The organism is Peribacillus sp. SIMBA_075 (assembly GCF_046534585.1).
Genome location: NZ_JAWRYN010000023.1, coordinates 1 through 20,139, shown reverse-complemented (window position 1 = coordinate 20,139; position 20,139 = coordinate 1). Strand labels below are relative to the sequence as shown.

General features: G+C 39.4%; 16 protein-coding genes and 1 pseudogene. 8 read left to right on the top strand and 9 right to left on the bottom strand.

Features of this window, described 5'->3' with window-relative positions:
• Positions 1 to 86: 86 nt before the first annotated feature.
• The 6 genes from SB775_RS16580 to katA all read right to left on the bottom strand — a co-directional run bounded on the left by SB775_RS16580 (position 87) and on the right by katA (position 7,635).
• Entirely contained in the window at positions 87 to 239 is a 153-nt protein-coding gene (locus tag SB775_RS16580; RefSeq protein WP_072272311.1) for a YpzG family protein, read from the bottom strand.
• A gap of 103 nt (positions 240 to 342) precedes the next feature.
• Positions 343 to 990 carry a DUF4352 domain-containing protein gene (locus SB775_RS16575; RefSeq protein ID WP_284469374.1) on the bottom strand — a complete coding sequence of 216 codons (648 nt, stop codon included), beginning with the start codon at positions 988 to 990 and terminating at the stop codon, positions 343 to 345.
• Positions 991 to 1,011: 21 nt separating this feature from the next.
• Positions 1,012 to 2,376 carry an alkaline phosphatase gene (locus tag SB775_RS16570; RefSeq protein ID WP_061466275.1) on the bottom strand — a complete coding sequence of 455 codons (1,365 nt, stop codon included), beginning with the start codon at positions 2,374 to 2,376 and terminating at the stop codon, positions 1,012 to 1,014.
• 500 nt (positions 2,377 to 2,876) lie between these two features.
• On the bottom strand, positions 2,877 to 4,034 hold the full coding sequence (purT, locus tag SB775_RS16565; protein ID WP_410862301.1) for a phosphoribosylglycinamide formyltransferase 2: 1,158 nt from the start codon (positions 4,032 to 4,034) through the stop codon (positions 2,877 to 2,879).
• Between the two features lie 626 nt (positions 4,035 to 4,660).
• Positions 4,661 to 5,854 carry a M14 family metallopeptidase gene (locus SB775_RS16560; RefSeq protein WP_410862299.1) on the bottom strand — a complete coding sequence of 398 codons (1,194 nt, stop codon included), beginning with the start codon at positions 5,852 to 5,854 and terminating at the stop codon, positions 4,661 to 4,663.
• A gap of 326 nt (positions 5,855 to 6,180) precedes the next feature.
• On the bottom strand, positions 6,181 to 7,635 hold the full coding sequence (katA, locus tag SB775_RS16555) for a catalase KatA (RefSeq protein ID WP_410862297.1): 1,455 nt from the start codon (positions 7,633 to 7,635) through the stop codon (positions 6,181 to 6,183).
• A gap of 644 nt (positions 7,636 to 8,279) precedes the next feature.
• On the opposite strand from katA, the gene SB775_RS16550 reads away from it, so the two are divergent.
• The 6 genes and pseudogenes from SB775_RS16550 to SB775_RS16525 all read left to right on the top strand — a co-directional run bounded on the left by SB775_RS16550 (position 8,280) and on the right by SB775_RS16525 (position 13,666).
• The gene (locus SB775_RS16550; RefSeq protein WP_061465391.1) at positions 8,280 to 9,170 is read left to right on the top strand and encodes a TetR/AcrR family transcriptional regulator; all 891 of its coding nucleotides are present in this window, start codon (positions 8,280 to 8,282) and stop codon (positions 9,168 to 9,170) included.
• Between the two features lie 155 nt (positions 9,171 to 9,325).
• Positions 9,326 to 9,673, top strand: a complete 348-nt coding sequence (locus tag SB775_RS16545; RefSeq protein ID WP_410862295.1) for a phage holin family protein — start codon at positions 9,326 to 9,328, stop codon at positions 9,671 to 9,673.
• Positions 9,674 to 10,093: 420 nt separating this feature from the next.
• Positions 10,094 to 10,405, top strand: a complete 312-nt coding sequence (locus SB775_RS16540) for an ArsR/SmtB family transcription factor (protein WP_089362084.1) — start codon at positions 10,094 to 10,096, stop codon at positions 10,403 to 10,405.
• Between the two features lie 128 nt (positions 10,406 to 10,533).
• Positions 10,534 to 11,709, top strand: coding sequence for an MFS transporter (locus tag SB775_RS16535; RefSeq protein WP_410862293.1), 1,176 nt, complete (start codon positions 10,534 to 10,536; stop codon positions 11,707 to 11,709).
• A 13-nt stretch (positions 11,710 to 11,722) separates the two neighbouring features.
• Positions 11,723 to 11,986, top strand: a pseudogene (locus tag SB775_RS16530) (endonuclease); the annotation flags it as partial.
• Positions 11,987 to 12,298: 312 nt separating this feature from the next.
• On the top strand, positions 12,299 to 13,666 hold the full coding sequence (locus SB775_RS16525; protein WP_410862291.1) for an amino acid permease: 1,368 nt from the start codon (positions 12,299 to 12,301) through the stop codon (positions 13,664 to 13,666).
• 51 nt (positions 13,667 to 13,717) lie between these two features.
• Here the strand turns inward: SB775_RS16525 and SB775_RS16520 are convergent, their stop codons facing one another.
• Positions 13,718 to 14,581: a DUF4349 domain-containing protein gene (locus SB775_RS16520; RefSeq protein ID WP_410862289.1), complete on the bottom strand. Its 864-nt coding sequence runs from the start codon at positions 14,579 to 14,581 to the stop codon at positions 13,718 to 13,720.
• 310 nt (positions 14,582 to 14,891) lie between these two features.
• On the opposite strand from SB775_RS16520, the gene SB775_RS16515 reads away from it, so the two are divergent.
• Positions 14,892 to 15,998 (top strand): GerAB/ArcD/ProY family transporter, encoded by a 1,107-nt coding sequence (locus SB775_RS16515; protein WP_410862287.1) that lies wholly within the window; start codon positions 14,892 to 14,894, stop codon positions 15,996 to 15,998.
• A gap of 105 nt (positions 15,999 to 16,103) precedes the next feature.
• Positions 16,104 to 17,315: a Ger(x)C family spore germination protein gene (locus SB775_RS16510; protein ID WP_410862285.1), complete on the top strand. Its 1,212-nt coding sequence runs from the start codon at positions 16,104 to 16,106 to the stop codon at positions 17,313 to 17,315.
• Between the two features lie 454 nt (positions 17,316 to 17,769).
• On the opposite strand, the gene SB775_RS16505 is transcribed toward SB775_RS16510, so the two are convergent.
• Both SB775_RS16505 and SB775_RS16500 read right to left on the bottom strand, forming a co-directional pair.
• Positions 17,770 to 17,991, bottom strand: a complete 222-nt coding sequence (locus tag SB775_RS16505; protein ID WP_410862284.1) for a hypothetical protein — start codon at positions 17,989 to 17,991, stop codon at positions 17,770 to 17,772.
• Between the two features lie 194 nt (positions 17,992 to 18,185).
• A complete protein-coding gene (locus SB775_RS16500) occupies positions 18,186 to 19,781 on the bottom strand; it encodes a spore germination protein (RefSeq protein WP_410862282.1) in 1,596 nt (531 codons plus the stop codon).
• Between the last annotated feature and the right edge of the window lie 358 nt (positions 19,782 to 20,139).

The window sequence follows — 20,139 nt, the reverse complement described above, 5'->3', positions numbered from 1 at the left end:
TTTAATGGTTTAGATTCGATGTAGATTCAGCATTAAATATAAAGAAGAAGACTCGCTGAGAGCCTCCTTCTTTGTCGGAAATATCCTTACCACCTGTGAGCCTTTGCATTGCTTCTTAGTATAATGTTTGTTTGCGATTCTTGCGTATGGCCATTAACTTGAGATTTTGAACGCTTAGGTCTTGTCCAATTATGGTGAAACTTTTGAGAATGTGGATCTAATTGATCTTTATAGCTCATTCTGTGTCACCTCATCATTAGGATTTGGATATTCCGTTCAGTGATAGTAATCGCCATCACTTGTTCTAGTATTTTATTTTTCCAAGGCATTTATACATATTCTTTAAAAAGCGAATTCAGCTGACTTGCCTTTTGCAAGGACTTCCCCTTCTTCATCTACCGCATCACTTGTCATGAAGGATATGCCTTCTATGTTTCCATCACTTAGAATGAAACCAATGTTTCCATTTTTCGAACCATTTCCTTCTATTTCACCAGTAAGTTCTTCTAAGTAGATGTCATCTTCCCACGTCAGATGTTCCCCGCTGTCCGTTTCAAGAAATGCGACTGGGGAAAACTTGATTTTTTTATCCGAATTGTTTTTGATTTCCACGTTCACTTTTACGATATCGAAATCTTCATCATGAGTATAGCCATGAAAAAAATCAATCATGCTGTAATCCGGAGTGGCATGCATCACTTTCATGTCTTTGACTTCAACCTCAATCGGACCAACATTCAACGCTTCATTTACTTTTTTATAGGCTTTCAAAGTTAAGTCGCCCTTAGCATCGGAAACGTTTTGGCCGATTTGGTTCAATTTTAAATCATCAGGAAGCTGTGGATTCGGAACATAGACATCCTTTTTCACCAGTGGCCGTGCAACTTCCTCTGTTTTTTCTTTAGCTGTCGTTTCTTCTTTGTAAGCTGGTTGTGTATTAAGAGCACCAAATGTCGTTAATATCAGGGCACCAATCATCAGTCTGTTCATTGAATCCCTCCCTGAAGTATTTTACTTCTTTAATAGATCAAAGATGATTTTGGCTTGATCCGTGTTATCGACCTGTCCTGCAAAACGTTCTTTATATGGTCCATATGCGTAGACCGGAACATCTTCACCTGTATGTCCCCCTGTAGTCCATGCAGTGTTGGTCCGATTGTCGAATATGGCTTCGATGGCATTATCGACGTTCGTCACATTTTTTGATTTGGCGGCTTCTGTTACCGTTTTGATTTCATCGTTAGTTAGTTTCAGTTCATTTTGATTAATATATTGCTTTAAAGTCTTTTCAACATCTGCCCCTTTGACGATGGCATCCGCCATGAAGTCAGGGGTGCGTTTGGCTGCCTTGATCGGTTCACCATACCAATTATATATTCCTTTAGCCCCGATCGAGAATCCTCCTGTAGAGTGATCGGCAGTGGCCACCACTAATGTATGTTTGTCTTTCTTCGCAAATTCGATGGCCGCTTTGTATGCTTTTTCAAAGTCTTCCATTTCACTCATTGCACCTACGATATCATTATCATGTCCGGCCCAATCGACCTGGCTTCCCTCGACCATAAGGAAGAATCCATCTTTGTCTTTATTCAAGCGCTGGATTGCCGAACTTGTCATGTCTGACAAAGAAGGCGTTTCACTTGGGCGGTCAATCATTTTCGGGAGTCCTTCAGAAGCGAATAAACCAAGGACCTGTTCATTTTTGTCCTTAAGCATTTGATTTTTATCAGTCACATAACTGTACCCGTCTTTTTCGAAGGCTTTCGCCAAATTGACATCAGGCCGGACAAAATTGGACTTCCCACCGCCCAATAGGACGTCAATTTTATGTTTGCCCTTGATTAAGTCATTATAATAATCGTCTGCGATTGAATTCATGTTTTTCCGATTTTCATCATGGGCTCCAAAAGATGCTGGTGTAGCATGAGTGATTTCAGAAGTGGCAACCAATCCCGTCGCTTTTCCTTTTTCCTTTGCTGCTTCCAATACGGTTTTGACTTCAGATTTATCATTATCCACTGCAATTGCTGCGTTATAGGTCTTCACTCCGGAAGACATTGCCGTTGCTGCTGAGGCTGAATCCGTTATATTTTGTGCAGCGTCTTCAGGATAGGTCATCTGCTGGCCAACCAAATATTTATCAAACTCAGTCTTTTCTGCCACCTTCGTACCAGGATTATCTTTTAAATACCGGTAAGCGGAAGTATAGGAAACACCCATGCCGTCACCGATAAGGAAAATCACGTTCTTGATTTCCGGTTCTTTTTTTTGCTTATCCTTTGCCGAAACACGATCCGCTGCGGACCATGATAAACTTCCAAATGCTAATGCAGAAGCGAGTGTGATGGGCAAAACCTTTTTACTCCAATTATGTATCAAATGAATGACCTCCCTATAATTAATATCTAATTAAACTATAGGTGAAGAAGATGAATACAATGTCAAGGCTATGTAAAAATGCAGTAGGATTATTGTTAAGACAAGGTAAAGGCAGACATGTCACGGGATTGTATGCACTTTTATGAGGTTGTTGGTGATTCAGGAAAATCATCAGTAGTGGGACCATTTTTTATGGTTTAGAGGAGTGAAAAAAAATTGGTTAACACCAACGTGGTTAAGTGATCTTGAACAAAGTTCTTTTCATTCAACTTCTTCAATTCGGGGTGATTTGTTAGGGATTTGAAAGTGCTAAAAAAATTAATGGAGAAAAAAGAAAATAAAGCATCCATTCAGGATGCTTCAGACTGTAGACAAACTCGCAGAAAGCGAGTTTGCCTTCAGTTTATTTCTTTGAAATGTTCCAGTCATTTTCAGAAAACCGCTCCCTTACCGCCGACTGACTGAAGCGCTCCATTCAAAGAGCGCTTTTTTCACTATTATTTTTCTACAACTAAACATTCCAAAGCACGGGCCGCATTTACTCTCGCTACCTCGATTGAATCGGCAGATGACAGGGCTACAGCGACCCTTCTCCCGGCCTTTGTAACCGGTTTTCCGAAAAGACGGACTTGTGTATTTGGTATAGCCAAGGCTTGTTCAACACCGACTATAGAATATTCCGATAACTCATCTTGCGCTTTTAATGGGCGGCTGGCACCTGGGTTGACCAGCGTGATTTCCGGGATGGGAAATCCTAGGATCGCTCGAACATGCAGGGCAAACTCCGACAAATTCTGAGTCACTAGTGTCACTAGCCCCGTATCATGCGGACGTGGGGAAACTTCACTGAAATAGACTTTATCCCCAGAGAGGAAAAGCTCAACACCGAATAATCCGTACCCTCCAAGTTCATCTGTAATGGCATGGGCAATTCTTTTCGCTTCCACTATTTGCGCTTCTGTCATATTATGCGGCTGCCAGGATTCAATATAATCCCCGCCCTGCTGAATGTGGCCGATGGGAGCACAAAACATGGTACCGTTTACGGCCCGGACAGTAAGCAGCGTGATTTCCGAATCAAAACGGATAAATTCTTCAATGATCACCCGTCCATTTTGAACCCGGCCGCCTTCCATCGCGATTTTCCAGCACTCTTCCATGTCACCTTCCGTTCGGCACACGCTTTGACCTTTCCCTGAAGAACTCATCACCGGTTTTACGACATTCGGAAATCCAACTTCTTTGGCAGCTTGGGCAAATTCTTCATAAGTATCAGCGAATTTGTAGGCTGCCGTCGGAATCTCCAGGGTTTCAGAAGCCAACCTCCTGATTCCTTCACGATCCATAGTCAATTTAGCTGCTCTTGCCGTCGGAATGACATGAAAGCCTTCCTCTTCCAATTTGACTAATTCAGATGTAGCAATGGCTTCGATTTCCGGTACAATCAAATCGGGTTGTTCTTTTTCTACAATTCCCCTTAGTTGTTCCGCGTCAAGCATATCGATCACATAACTGCGATGGGCGACTTGCATGGCAGGGGCTAGTTCATAGCGGTCTACAGCAACGGTCTCCACACCAAGGCGCTGTGCTTCAAGTATGACTTCTTTCCCCAATTCACCGGAGCCCAATAATAAAATCTTTTTGGATTTATACATTCAGTCTCTCCTCCTCAATACCTTAAAATCATTATATACGAACTATACACGAATAAAAATAAATATTTATTCGTATTTTCATTAAAAATCACACAAAAAACATGAAATGACTACAGTTCATTTAAGTTTTTAAAAAATAACTTGAAAACTAGGAATAATAAGTTTTATGTAGTTTTCCGGAAAGGTATATACACCGGAGTCTCCCTATTCAGGCCCTTTCCCCTCTGTTGATTGGGGGACACAGATGCACATGTCGAAATTTGTACTACGATTCATTTTGAAAATGTAAGCGCTTTCTATTATAATGGAATTAGGTTGGATGGCATGCGTGGCCGTCAAAGTATATGGCGTAGGTGGGGCCAATACTAGCGCTAAGGAAGTCAAACTTCTTTACCGTAAAACTATCAGGATTCTTTTTGGTAGGGGCTGCAATATTACTCGGACGAGTACTGGAGAACGTCCGTTACTTTTTAGGCTAAAAAGCGAGTTAATCATGCAATCGATAAGTAAAGCATAACTTTACTTATTTTTTGCAGCAGCCCTCATCGTCTCAAGTCTAATAGTTTATAAGACTAAAAAGCTCTTCCCCATGGAAACGGAGTCGAGCTTTTTCAATTGGTCAAAATTCACATATATAACCCTGCTAAGAAAATCCCTAGCGACTTTTGATAAATCTCATCGAATTGTGATATAGGAAGGGGATTGGTTCCTTTGCCAAGCTCCACGGTAAACCCTGGCCTTCGCCAATCCTGAATGTACCAATCCTTATACCCTGCGTAACTATTGGCGGATTTGACTGGTTCATATCCACTGACCCTCGCAAACTCATTGACTATCGTTTCGGACTCGGGCGGTTCCATATCTTCAAACCCCCAATAAATGACCTCTCCTTGGGTATGGAAAGCAAGAACTCTGTTAAAATCACGTTTTCTTGTCAACTCTGCCATTGCAATAGCTTCAGGCTGTGTAAGCGGCCCTTCCCCGGAATAATTTGCCGGACCTGGCTTTGTTACATTATTGCGAGCTTGTTCCAATTCCCATTTGGCAGGAAATTGATCATTCAGATCCACCCCATTAATATTGGCTTTCCAGCCAGAAAAGTCTTCGCTTCCATTATTCCATTCCACGAGCCGTCCTCTCAATGTCTCATCGGCAGGTGCGCCTTTTAAAACCAAATCCACTCCATCCGGATTCACCATTGGAACGATCGACAGCATCGTCTGTTGATAAAAAGGCAACAGGGTCATACCGCGGATGTCAGTCTGATTCGTGACCGACAGTAAATAATCATTTAAAAAGGTCATGATCACAGGCGTCGTAATCCACTCATTCGCATGAAAGGAACCATTATAGTGAACTCGTTTGCCACCATTCCCAATCATTACTTCGGGAATATTCTTTCCAAGCACCGAGTCCCCAATGGGGGAGGTTTTAATAAATGGGTAGATACTTTTCAAACGTCTTACATCGGTCACCATCGTCCCATAATCATATTCCTGGTTTCCTTGAATTAGCCTCCACGTAATCCTTAATGGCACAGAAATCGTCTGACCGACATGCAGGGCATTAGGGTTGAGTTTAGGATTAACAAGAAATATGGCATCCAGTGAAAGATTATGTGATTTGGCAATTGCCCATAATGAGTCCCCTCGCTTAATCTTATAGCCGGTCGTCGTAAAGCCAGGAACTTTGATTTGCTGTCCTATAATAAGCGCAAGCGGATCAATCCGACTATTGGAATCAATGATAAGTTGGTAATTCACCTTGAATAATTGGCTATAATACCACAAGGAATCATTCTGCCGAACAAAAACGTCCATACTGCACCTCCTCTTAACCAAATGTATGCTGATTCGGTTTAATTATTGCCAAAGCACCCGGACCTTTCTTCATTTATCGGGACTATAAGATTGTTGTAGATCACTCCTCAAAATGGCATCATCCAGAATTCGCTGATCCATGAACTCCAACGATGCCTTTTGATTATTTACTTCAGGCATTCGCCAAGCTTTCAAAAAGCTTACTATTTAAAATGGGGCATAACATTCACCTTCTTGATAAACAGGACATCCCGGAATAAAACAAAACAGGCACCCATTCATGAATGGATGCCTGTTTGCATTTAATAGATTAGAATTTCCATATTTTACACTTCTTGTGGTACAGCCAAACCTAAACCTTCAGCTACGCGCGTTCCGTATTCTGGATCGGCTTTGTAAAAATGGCCGATTTGGCGAAGTTTAATTTCTTCCAATTCCACTGGTTTCATTGCGCCCACAATCGTTTCAACAAGACGGGTTTTCTCTTCCTCACTCAATAGACGGTATAAGTCACCTGCTTGAGTGTAGTGATCATCACTATTATGACCTACTTGTGCAGCTTTCCCTGTCACCTCAAAAGGAGTGACTTTATTTTCCGTTGATTCTGCAGGGCCGCCAAAACTATTTGGCTCATAATAAACGGATCCCTTGCCATTGTCATCTGCACGCATGAAGCCATCACGCTGATAGTTGTTCGCTTCTACTTTCGGACGGTTAACTGGAAGCTGGTTGTGATTCGAGCCCACACGGTAACGGTGTGCATCTCCATATGCGAATAGACGTCCTTGAAGCATCTTGTCTGGGGAAGCTTCAATTCCCGGTACGAATGTTCCCGGTGAGAACGTCGCTTGCTCCACTTCAGCAAAGTAATTTTCAGGATTTCTGTTCAATTCCATACGCCCAAGCTCGATTAGCGGATAATCTTTTTGAGACCATACCTTCGTTACATCAAATGGATCGAAACGGTAAGTATCCGCATCTTCCAAAGGCATGATCTGAACATATAACTTCCATGCAGGGAAGTCCCCTTTTTCAATGGCATTGAAAAGATCTTCCGTATGGTAATCAGGGTTTTCACCTGCTAGTTTTGCAGCTAGATTGACATCAAGATTTTTGATGCCCTGTTCTGTTTTGAAGTGGTATTTCACCCAAACGCCTTTCCCTTCATCATTCACCCATTTAAATGTGTGGCTTCCGAAACCATGTGTATGACGAAGTGTGGCAGGAATGCCTCGGTCGGACATCAGGATCGTTACTTGGTGTAAAGATTCTGGTGAATGTGACCAGAAGTCCCAAACTGCCGTCGGGTTTTTCAAATGTGTTCTAGGATCTCTTTTTTGTGTATGAATGAAGTCGGGGAATTTAATCGCATCCCGAATAAAGAATACAGGCGTATTATTACCGACGATATCGTAGTTTCCTTCTTCCGTGTAGAATTTAACAGCAAATCCACGTGGGTCACGGACTGTATCAGCAGAACCCAATTCACCGGCTACTGTAGAGAAACGGATAAAAAGATCTGTCTTCTTGCCAACACCATTGAAAAGTTTAGCTTTCGTATACTGAGAAAGGTCGTTCGTTACTTCAAAAGTACCGAATGCACCGGCACCTTTCGCGTGAACTACACGTTCAGGCACACGTTCACGATTAAAGTGGGCAAGTTTTTCCAACAAGTGTACATCTTGAATGAGTACAGGACCCCTTTCGCCGGCAGTGATTGAGTTTTGATTATCTCCAACTGGTGCTCCCCAGCTTGTAGTAAGGTTTTTCTTGTTTGTCATAATTGAACCACCTTTTCATTATTATTTATGTATATAATGATAAAGCTTCTCAGGAAAAAATCAATACTTATTTATAATAATTTTAATATAATAATCAATTCATTATTCTTTTCATTAATGTATAACTTTATATTTATCCAGAATATGGAAAATAGGAGAAGTATAAACACTGACGGTATAAAACATGTCCCCATAATAGAATTCCTAATAATGGTATACGACCTTCATATCCAATATTCCTTCATGACAAGTGATTTTATCATTTCTCCCACTAATGGGATAGTAATCGAGAATCGGAACGGATATCCATTTATGCTTTCTTGAAATGATGCCACTGCACCTATTTCATTCTATTTATTTTATAACAAACCCGATGGTTCTCCCTGTGACTTTATTCACTTCATTAGCCTTTATTTACATAATGAAAAGAAGGATGCATGGAACTTAATTTTTCATCGCTTTTGTGAGTTGATTTAAACAGTCCTGATCCATTCCCAAGCAGCACTGAAACAAAGTGTCCATAAGAAGCCATCGCCCTTATTATGCTGGGGAAATTGTAAACATACTGGTTTGTGTTCGTATAGAAAATAAGATACTATTACGATAAAATGACCGTCCAATAAAAGTAAGGGTGATATAAATATATGAATGAGCGGAAACAGCACGTAGTAAAATATGCACACCAATTATTTATTGAAAAGGGTTATCAAGCAACATCCATTCAGGATATTTTAGATTATAGCGGCATTTCAAAAGGAACATTTTATAACTACTTTTCTTCTAAAAGCGAATTGCTTAAGGCAGTCTTCCTATCTACGCAAGAAAAATTCGAAAAAGAGCGGAATGAATTGCTAATTGGGCAAAACCTTTCAAATATTGAAATATTCATCAAACAATCTGAATTACAAATGCACTCCAATAAAAGTAATAAACTCTTTTCCTTATATGAAGAAGTAATGATTTCAAATGATACAGAACTTAAGAACTTCATTACACATGCTAAATTCCAGCATATACATTGGCTATCAAAACGGTTTCTGGATATTTTCGGTACTGAGAAAAAACCCTATATATTGGACTGTGCCATTCTTTACTCGGGGATGATGCATCAAACGATTCATTTTAATGCCCTGGCTAAAGAGCCCGAATTCAACCCTACTGAAATTATCCGTTATTGTGTGGACAGGATTAAAACCATCTTCGAAGATGTTAGCAAGTCAAACGCACAGCTTTTAGAACCCGATCTTATCAAGCAATGGCTGCCGGAGTGCTTCCATACACAGCAGGATTTTCATACAGCACTGCTGCACTCTGCAAATGATCTAAAAAAGATGATCTTGAAACTATGTCAAGATGATGAAGCAGAACGGGTAAAAAACTTAAAATTAATTCACTTTATCCAAGAGGAATTTTTACAAAGCAGCGATCCGCGAATCTTTCTCATCGAAAGTGCCCTTCTTTCCTTAAACACCAATCCAAAGCTGAAAAACACATTGGAATTAAGTGAATTCGAAAAGATCATTGCCAACAACTAAATAGAAAAAACGGCCCCAAAAATGGGGCTTCCTCTTATGGGGAATACAAATCCGTCCCCCTCTTTTTTTGTGACAATTCTGCAAACATTTAACTGAAATTGACGAAGTTTTAGTATAATGGACTTGTAGTATAGTGACTTCAGGAGGAGTTTTTCATGAACATAATAATGCGTTTTCTTATCAACGGGCTGGTATTGCTCGTTATTGACTGGCTTCTCGACTCCATCACGATTAAATCTTATGGCACAGCCCTGCTGGCGGTTTTTATATTATCAATCATGAACTTGCTGGTTAGACCCATTCTACAACTTATCACATTGCCGATCACCATCCTGACGTTCGGATTGTTTTCTTTCATTATCAATGCTTTCACATTCCAAATCACTTCCTATGTAGTCAGTGGCTTTGTCATACATTCTTTTTGGGGAGCTTTAATCGGATCATTGTTATTGAGTTTCACTCAGAGTCTTCTTATAAAAAAGAGTAAAAAAAACCGTCAGTGATGCTGACGGTTTTTAGTATCCATGCCATTTTCATAACAGCCTTCGATATTTCCCGGGCTATTTCCCCAAATTCCGCAGACCTTCACAGGCTGTATTCGCCCATCTTTGACAATTAACAAGGAATAACCGTACATACCGATTTATCTGGAAATGGAACGAATCGATTTATGGAGGAATGACCTGTTCACAAAGCTAAACCAAGTTTTATGCTGTCCTTTATGCTCAGATTCCCCCTTGCACGAAATCATCGATGACCGTACAGGAATATCGAAAGGACTACTAAAGTCGCCCATTGATGAGAGCTTATTCACTACATAGATTCACTTCTTTTCGTATTACTTTTTCCGCATCTTCAAATTCCGCATTAGTAAAACGGTAAATTACATTTACAAATCTATAAAAATAGATATAATGATTTATATGGAACCTACATTAATCTATAAAGCTTTATCAAACGATACACGTCGTCAAATTTTGCTATGGCTAAAAAATCCAGAGAAGTACTTTAATGAAAAGCCTTATTTTCAACAAGGTCTAAATTTTCAAGTTGGTGTATGTGTGGGAGATATTCAGGTTAAATCCGGGCTTGCCCAATCTGTCATCTCTAGTTATTTGTTAACCATGCAAAAAGCTGGTCTGTTGGAGTCTGAGCGAATCGGGAAGTGGACTTATTATCGTCGGAATGAAAAAACAATACATGAATTTTCCGAGTACATTCAAAAAGAACTATAAAATAAACGTAAAGGAGGTCATTCTTTTTTTGTTTTTACATATCTAGATATACAGATATTTAATTTTATGAATGATTTTAATCTGTATATAAATAAAGGAATATACAATAGGAATGGAGATTTTTATTAATGAAAACAGTTAACCCTTTGCTTATCATTATGTTGGCTCTAGGCGTATTCGGCATTATTACAACTGAAATGGGTATTGTGGGAGTCCTACCCCAGATCACTCAAAAATTTAATATAACAACTTCACAAGCAGGTTTACTTGTAAGTATATTTGCTTTAATTGTTGCCATTTCAGGTCCATTCTTGACCTTACTCGCTTCTGGAATTAATCGTAAAGTAATTCTATTAACCTCAGTATTTATGTTCACGATTTCAAATATTATGTATGCATGTACAACGAAATTTGATATCATGCTAGCTTTCCGTATACTACCCGCCATTTTTCATCCTGTCTTTTTTTCGATAGCCCTTGTGACTGCAGCCAAAATTGTTCCTCCGGAAAAAAGTAACCAAGCAGTTACAAAGGTTTTTGCCGGAATTACTTTCGGATTTGCATTTGGTGTACCTTTAACTTCTTATTTCGCGGAAAAGTTTTCGTTAGAAACTGCTTTTCTATTTGGGGCTGTTGTAAATGCGATTGCTTTTGTAGGAATATTATTGTGGCTTCCTTCCATGCCTAATGAGGAAAAAATGTCTTATGGCAAGCAGCTTGGTATATTACGTAAACCGGGATTATGGTTAAACATCGCCGCCGTTATGTTTATCTTTGCAGCAATGTTCTCTGTATACAGCTACTTTGCCGAATATTTTGGACAATTAACACATATGAATGGTTCGTTGATTAGTGTAATGTTGATGGCGTTTGGTCTAGTCATGATTTTTGGGAATTTTTTATTTGGTGGATTCTTGCGAAAAAGCATAACTAAGACCGTTATAATGTTTCCCCTTCTATACATAGTAATTTATTTATTCGCTTATTATTTGGGCTCTTATTTAATTCCAATGATTCTAATGGTTTTCATTTGGGGAATAGTTCATTCTGGTGGTCTAATTGTCAGTCAAACATGGTTGACAACTGAAGCGAACGAAGCACCTGAATTCGGCAACAGCTTGTTTGTCTCATTTTCAAATCTTGGAATTACTATAGGGGTGTCTATTGGTGGTTGGTTTATTTCTCACTTAGGAATACATCAACTCATGTGGAGCGGAATAGTGTTTGCATTGCTAGCTTTCTTTTTGATCATGATAAAAATTAAAATTTCCAGTTCGAACGTAGAGGGAGTTAACGTAGCGTAGGTTCGTGAATTGAATGAACAGCGAAATTGCTCGAATGCTGTTTTATATGGCCGTTCATTACGGTGAAATTGATTTAGAACTAATACAAGTGAGCAGCTGCACCAATCCCTATCATGGAAAGTTGGCGGTCCTGCTGGAATGGAACGAACAGGACCCAGCAGATACTTTTGAACGAAAAGAAATCGAAATGAAATCATTTATAATAAAAATTACTATAATCGATAATCGCAACCCTTTCATAGATCACCCGGAATTGGCCCTCAGCCACCTGTCATGAATAAACGAAAAAGCCGTTCCTTTTTATGGGACAGCTTTTTCTTATTTAAAAGTCTAAATCTTTAGAAAAATCACATAATTATACTTTACTTAAATAGCAATCTATTTTAATATTATAAAAATTCTAACTTTTTTATATTGCTAACACCCTTTATAGTAAGCGTTTTCATTTTTTACTTTACAAACTTTCTATTAAAATATATTATTTAGTTGTAATATTATGTGAAAAATCAATAAATAATATGTATTCAGCTCTACTAGTGATAAAATGCTAGATAGAGAAAATTAAACTCCAAAAGAAAAGGGGAAACTTATGCAAAACTCCAAAGAATCTCAACTGCATAGAGGTTTGGAAGAAAGACATATCGCATTAATGTCTCTTGGCGCAGCAATTGGAGTCGGTTTATTTCTCGGATCGGCCTCTGCGATTAAATTAGCTGGCCCAGCCATTATTATTTCTTATGCTATCGGCGGGCTTATGATCTATCTTATCATGCGGGCACTAGGGGAAATGGCGATCAAAAATCCAGTCGCAGGCTCTTTCAGTCGCTATGCAAGTGAATTTGTCGGTCCTCTTGCCGGATATATAACCGGTTGGAATTACTGGTTCGTTTGGATTGCCACCTGTATGGCTGAAATTACGGCAGTCGGAATCTATATGCAATTTTGGTTCCCTGGGACTCCACAATGGGCTTGGGCGTTAGCCGCACTTGCCATCATGACAACGGTTAACTTTCTTGCTGTAAAAGCTTACGGTGAATTGGAGTTTTGGTTCGCCTTAGTTAAAATAGTTACAATCATCCTTATGATCGTTCTTGGCTTCGGGATGATTATCTTTGGACTGGGGAACGGCGGAATCGCGGTTGGATTCGGTAACCTAGTTGAACATGGTGGATTTTTCCCTAATGGAATATCCGGTGTCATCCTCTCTTTCCAAATGGTCATGTTCGCCTATTTGGGAATTGAAATGCTCGGTGTAACCGCAGGTGAAGTCAAAAATCCAGAAAAATCTTTAAAAAGAGCCATCGATACCGTCTTTTATCGAATTTTACTTTTTTACGTTTTAGCTCTTACAGTCATTCTATCGATTACTCCGTGGGATCAAATGAATGGAAAAGACAGCCCATTCGTTATGATGTTTGATAAAATCGGTATACCAGGCGCAGCAGGAATCATTCAGTTTGTCGTACTGACAGCGGCCCTTTCATCTTGTAACAGCGGGATCTTCAGTACAGGAAGAATGTTATTCAACCTAGCGCAGCAAGGTGAATCACCTAAAAGTTTCGAACGTACTACAAAGTCAGGCGTTCCTGGCGTTGCCATTATCGTTTCAGCTGTAGTTCTACTTTTCGGTGTTTACCTTAACTACATGGAAGCCGAGAAAGTTTTCAGTTACGTTACAAGTGTCGCCACATTTGGTGCACTCTGGACATGGGGAACCATACTTGTCACACAGATCATCTCTAGACGGAAAATGAGTCCGGGAGAAAAACAAGGCTTAGCTTACAAGATGCCACTTTTCCCATTCACTTCTTATTTCACTCTAGCCTTTTTAGTATTCGTAATGGTTATACTCGGCTTTTCTGCAGATACAAGAATCGCTCTTATCGTTGGTCCAATCTGGATCGTCCTGTTGGTAGTCCTGTATTATGTGACCGGATTGAATAAACGAAAAGGATAAATGCAAGAGGGTGCCCAAAACGAATTTGGGCACCCTCTTTTTTTCTGCCTTTTACCTTTTACCCCTTCTTTTCATCGCCCAATGTACCACCGCACCAGATCCGCCTAAAACAATGAGGATCGGCAAGTTTCCTATTATAAAAACAATGATCCCTGAGCCCGCTTTAAGTAATAGATTCGCACTTGTTGCAAGTTGTTTCTTCGTTCTCTCCCATGTATCCAGTTTTGCATTATCAATACCCGGTACCACGATCCGTTCCTGTGATAATGTGATTGTAACCGTCGAATATGAGGTCTGGTTTTCAAGATACTTCATTTGGCCGGTCAGCTGCTCGATTTCTTCTTGAACCGCGGCAAGATCGGATGATATTTTCAGCAAATCTTCCGTCTTCTTAGCGTCCTGCATGAATGCAAGTAACCTCTCTTCCACAGCCCGCTTTGACTTCAGTCTTGCTTTTAAATCTACATATTGCTCCGTTACATCCTGGCCTGTCACGTTCCTTCCGGCCACTTCTGAAGCCTGCCCCTCGGTAACGACAAGAAAGTCCTGAAAACGAGCTTCCGGAATCCTGACTGTGATCGTACCTTCTACCCTCTCTTCATCTTCCCTGTATACATTGGACTCTACAATATAGCCGCCGTATTCGTTCGCCTTTCTTTCAATCTTCATTTGTGTTTTTTCTAGATTTTTTACTTTCAACTGAAGCTGTGCTTGGTGGATGACCATCCTATCATTTGTTGCCGCCTCTTTTTCCGCCTTCTTATCAGAAGCCTGTTCCCCTGATAAAGAGGAGTCCATTTTACTTTCCGCTTTTTCTTCCTGTGACTTCGGTAAGGATTCTTCTTTATCATTACTACTACATGCCCCCAGGAAAAGAAACAAGCCGAAAATTAGTATCACTTTTTTTCGATTCATCGGTATTCCTCCTTGTCTTAACATTACCGACGAATAATTTGGAAGAAAGTTACACTTTCAGATAAAAGGCAGCATTCCAAAACATCCAAATTATGTATAAAGATGGATGCTATATCGACTATAGAGAATTAGCTAAAAGTGGATTAGTTCCGGTTGTCTGAGGCTCAAAAGAAGATGTATTGACCAACAAGAAATTCTAAAGAATTTTGAAAGCCTAGATGTATCAACACTTTCTAAAAGGCACGAGTTTATTCTAACAATACAAAGGCAACAATAAGAATTATAATCAGCGATGGGAAGCCGGGATATAGTGGAAAATTTCAAAATTAGCGCTCGACAATTTGCAATAATAGTCATTCTATTTTCTGTAGGTACGACCATCTTGGTGATTCCTGGAATCATGGCTCAAGAGGTAAAACAAGATGCTTGGATTGCAGCTGTATTCGGTATAGGCATAGGTTTATTGCTAGTGGCTTTATATATCGCAGTAGGCAGGATGTTCCCTACTATGACACTGGTGGAAATCAATGAAACACTTTTTGGCAAATGGTTAGGTAAGGCAGTCTCTCTTTCGTTTGTTTTATTTTCACTTTACTCAACGTCAGAACTATTGCTTTATGTTGGGAACTTCTTAACTACACAGATTATGCCTGATACACCAATTGAAGCGATCATTATTCTTTTCGCATGCATCTTAATAATGGGAATTCGACTTGGTCTTGAAACATTGGCTCGTTCTGCAGAATTGTTATTTCCTATCTTTGTTTTTTTATTCATAATTCTAGTGGTTTCAATATTATTACCTCCTGTTCAATATAAGGTTGAAAATATACAACCGGTATTTGAAGCAGGAATAAAACCGATGATTCATGCTGTTTTTCTTTTTACAGGTTTTTTTTCTTTGCCATTGATTGTTTTATTAATGATTTTTCCTGTTTCAGTGAATCAACAAAAAGCAGCAGAAAAAACCTTTTTTATCGGAGTACTAATCGCCGGAATCTGTTTACTCATCATAATCACTTTAACTATTATAGTTTTAGGTGCAGATGCTAGTGCCCGAAACACGTATCCAAGTTATATTTTGGCCAGAAAAATAAACGTTGGCGATTTTTTTCAAAGGATTGAAGCAATAATGGCTATCATGTGGATTATCTCGATTTACTATAAAATGAGTTTTTACTTTTACGCTTCTGTTATAGGTCTTGCACATACATTTAATATGAAGAATTACCGGCCGCTTACGCTACCTTTAGGGATGGTCTTGGTTTCGCTTTCAGTACTTATACATCCCAATGTGGCCCATTCAATCAAATTCGATAAAGAAATTTGGCCCCTATATGTTTCAACGTACGGACTTGTTTTTCCTATTCTCTTATTAACAGTCAATGCATTCCGAAAAAAAATACATCAAAAATAAAAAACGTTCCTTTACTTCAGATTTTTAGAGTATAGATATACCACATAACTATATTCTTCTCGGCTGAAACCCCTATAAATGAATAGAGCGAAAGGAGTCTCGTCTATGAAACGGAGCTATACCCTGTTTATCCTGCTAATCGTATTCCTGTTATTCACTACAGGTTGCTGGAACCGTCGTGAATTGAATGAACTAGCTATTGCGCTGGCAATAGGGCTGGATAGTACAAAGGATGGTCAATTTCTCTTAACCGCCCAAGTGGTAAATCCAGGAGAATTAGGTACGGGGAAAAGCGGTGGAAGTTCCGGTATATCACCGACAGTCATCTATCAGGCGAAAGGGAAAACTGTCTTTGAGGCTTTCCGCAAAATGACCAAGGAATCCCCAAGAAAAATATATCCCTCACATCTTCGAATCCTCGTGATTGGTGAGTCATTAGCGAAAAAAGGAATTGGTAAACCGTTAGATCTTCTCACAAGGGACTGGGAACTGCGATCCGATTTTTATATCGTCGTAGCTAAGGGAATGAGAGCAGAAGAGATCCTGAAGGTGCCCACTTCTTTAGAAAAAATCCCTGCAAATCAGATATTTGATGCCCTGGATGTCTCAGCTACTGCATGGTCAGCGACAAGTTTCGTTGAGTTAGACGATCTGGTCGCCGATATTGTAAGTGATGGAAAACAACCGGTGTTAACAGGAATTCAAGCAGATATAAAAGGAGACAAAAAAACTTCTTTAAGCAAACAGAATATAGAAATGATTGATCCCCCCGCTCGTTTGCATTTTCAAAAATTAGCGGTATTTAAATATGATAAATTAGTTGGCTGGTTAAATGAAATGCAAAGCAAAACGTATAACGTCATTACAAACAAGGAGAAAAGTACTGTTGTGAATTTACCGTGTCCTAAAGGTGGAAAAGCTGTGTATGAAGTGAAAAGGTCAAACACGGAAATGAAAGGTAAGATAAAGAATGGAAAACCTGAGATTGATCTAAATATTCATGTGGAAGGCAATTTAGGTGAAGTAGAATGTCATATTGATTTGACAAAACCAGAAACGATTGAAAAATTGGAGGAAATTTATGAAAAAAGAGCGGAGGAAGCCTTCAAAAAGTCAATAATAGAGGTACAGAAAAATGAAAAAGTGGACATTTTTGGATTTGGTGAGGCGATTCATCGAGCTGATCCTAAAGCCTGGAAAAAACTAAAAAAAGATTGGGATAAAAATTTTGAGAACTTGCCTGTAAATATAAATGTAGAAGGAGAAATACGGCACGTAGGTACTGTTGGTAATTCCTTTTTAGAAAAGATCAAGTAATTGGTTTGCTTTATCAAGAAATGGGGTTATGTTGTGTTTCATGAAAGCCTTTAGGAATCTATTTGCACATGGCCCCTAATTGGTATACCACACAAAGGAATAAACCAAGGATTTTCCCATCATCTAGCGGAAAAGAAAAGGAACTGTCTCCAGCTCCCGTTTTGAAGGCCTCATTACTCCGAATCACACTGATTCATTTCTTTTAGCCATTCGTTATTAAATTGACCAATTTTTAATTCATGTCTACATTATGATCGACTTGTGGATCATAATGTAGACATGAATGCGCTTCTTCAAGTGTTTCTGTAAAGTAGCCTGAATCATCCATGAAAGGTCCACTTTCAAAATCTTTCTCTTTCTAATCAGATTCGTCTAAATACTCGATATGAAGCGGACACACTTGCTTATTTTTCCATTCTAAACATCTTTTGTTCTTTTTTCACTTCAATACTTTCTAAAAAATCATGTCAGAAAGCGGTTTATAAATAGCTGTAACCCAACCTAGTGGATTGGGAACCTTGATATTCAGTGCTTGGGCAACGCTTAATGCGGTTCCGAATAGTAGAATAATGGAAAAAATCCATAGTTCCTTTTTTAATTTTTTCCTCAAAAGATAAGGAACATCAATCGCGATAATCCCAGCGACGATGACAAGGATTCCTGCAACACCCACCACTATTGATTACTCCTTTCCCTAATTGCTTTATAACAGAATGGGATACCGTACGGTCAAATCTTTGTCTCTACCTTACATAAACATTGTTTATTTCCAATCCAACTAATACCACTTGGTAGCTTTTGACTTCATCCAATCTGAATAGAAGCATTTTGTGTATTTTGATGGCCCTTTACATAACTTTGGTTTCAATCTTATATGTTATTCCGCGGCGGTTTCGGTGCTGTCGAAACTTGTTCGCGTTTATTGTTTTTCTGGTTGATTAAACGGGGGCGAGAAAACATCCCCCCTCTAGGTACCCGAATAAACGTATCCTTAATGTCTTCACTGATAAAAGGAGCAAAAGGACTCATATAGGGAACCCCAAAGGAACGCAAGCTGCACATGTGAAGAACAATTGCGATGAACCCAACGATTAACCCGAATATGCCAAAAGAAGCGGCAAGCGCCATCATCGGGAAACGGAGCATTCGAATCGACATGGACATGGTAAAAGCAGGAAGCACAAAGCTTGAAATAGCCGTGATTGCAACAACAATTACCATGGCAGCCGATACGATTCCAGCATCTACTGCCGCTGTTCCAATCACCAGTGTCCCTACAATTGAAATAGCTTGTCCTATAGCTTTTGGCATTCGCAAACCAGCTTCCCGCAAAATTTCAAACGCCCCTTCCATCATAAGGGCTTCAATGAATGCAGGAAAGGGAACCCCTTCTCGTTGAGAGGCTAGACCGATCAGCAGTCGGGTTGGTAACATTTCCTGGTGGTACGTGGTGATAGCGATATATAGGGATGGTCCTAGTAGAGCAATAAAAATAGTAAAAAAACGAAGAAAACGAATCAGGGTGCTAATATCTGCACGCTGATAATAATCTTCCGCAGCCTGAATAAAGGAGATGAATAGTGCAGGAACGACTAGAACAATCGGCGTTCCGTCCACTAGTATGGCAACTTTCCCTTCCAAAAGCTCGGCGGCAATCACATCAGGGCGTTCCGAATAATATATAGTCGGAAAGGGACTGAACGTTTCATCTTGAATCAATTCCTCAATATACCCACTTTCCAGGATTCCATCGATATCGATTCGATTCAGACGCTTATGCACTTCTTCGACGACTTTGTCATTCACAATTCCATCGATATACATGATCGCTACTTCGGTTTTGGTCAATTCTCCAATTTTTTTCGATTCCAACCAAAGTCGGGGGGTTTTTATTTTTCTGCGGATTAACGCCGTATTGGTCCGCAAGTTCTCAGTAAAACCTTCCTTTGGCCCACGAACGACGCTTTCCGTGGTGGATTCCGTTACACCACGGTCTTTTCCACCACGCATACCGATTGTAAACCCTTGTGCATATCCATCCAATAAGAGAATAACATCCCCTGATAACAGGGAAGTAAATAAAGAATTGAATTCCGTAACATCCTGTATGTCTCCAACCGAAAGGATGCGATCTTTCAATACTTGTAAAACGTTCTGTTGAGACGATATCATTTGCTCCTGATCAGGATGGATATCTAACATGAGTGATTCCATGATAAAATTCTGAATGGCATTAGTGTCCACCAATCCATCCGTATAAAAAATACATGCTTTAACGATTCGCCCTTTGCCAATTTGTATTTCTCTAATCACGATATCGGCGCTATTTCCAAGCTGTTGCTTAACATGTTGAATGTTTCCTTGAAGGCTTGTTTTTAACAAGTCTTTGTTTGTTTCCTTATTTTGATCGTCTTTGGATGGGGAGAGGTTAATGCTGTTTTTTCTTTTTTTCTTAAATAAACTCATACATTTTATCCCCCTCTCAGTTTTTTTTCTTCTTTAGAAGGTAGAGTTATTAGATAAATTATTGAGAAAAGATTTGGTTCTTAAAAGCACTTGTAATTTTATATTTATTCTCTGCTATGTATTTGCTAATTCATGATGGTCATGTTTATGGAGGTTGTATGTACAGTTTTTAATGTTGTTAAACTCATAAGTCGTTCTATATTAAAACTGCCAATGATGTCATTAGTTAACTAAATAATCTGGACTATCAGCCATGAAGATTCACGGACGAGCTAAGATTCTTTTTATTTGGCTCTTTTCGTAAAGATTGTTGTTTTTAAAACGAAACTATTTAAGGTTGATTGGAGCGGAAGTGCGA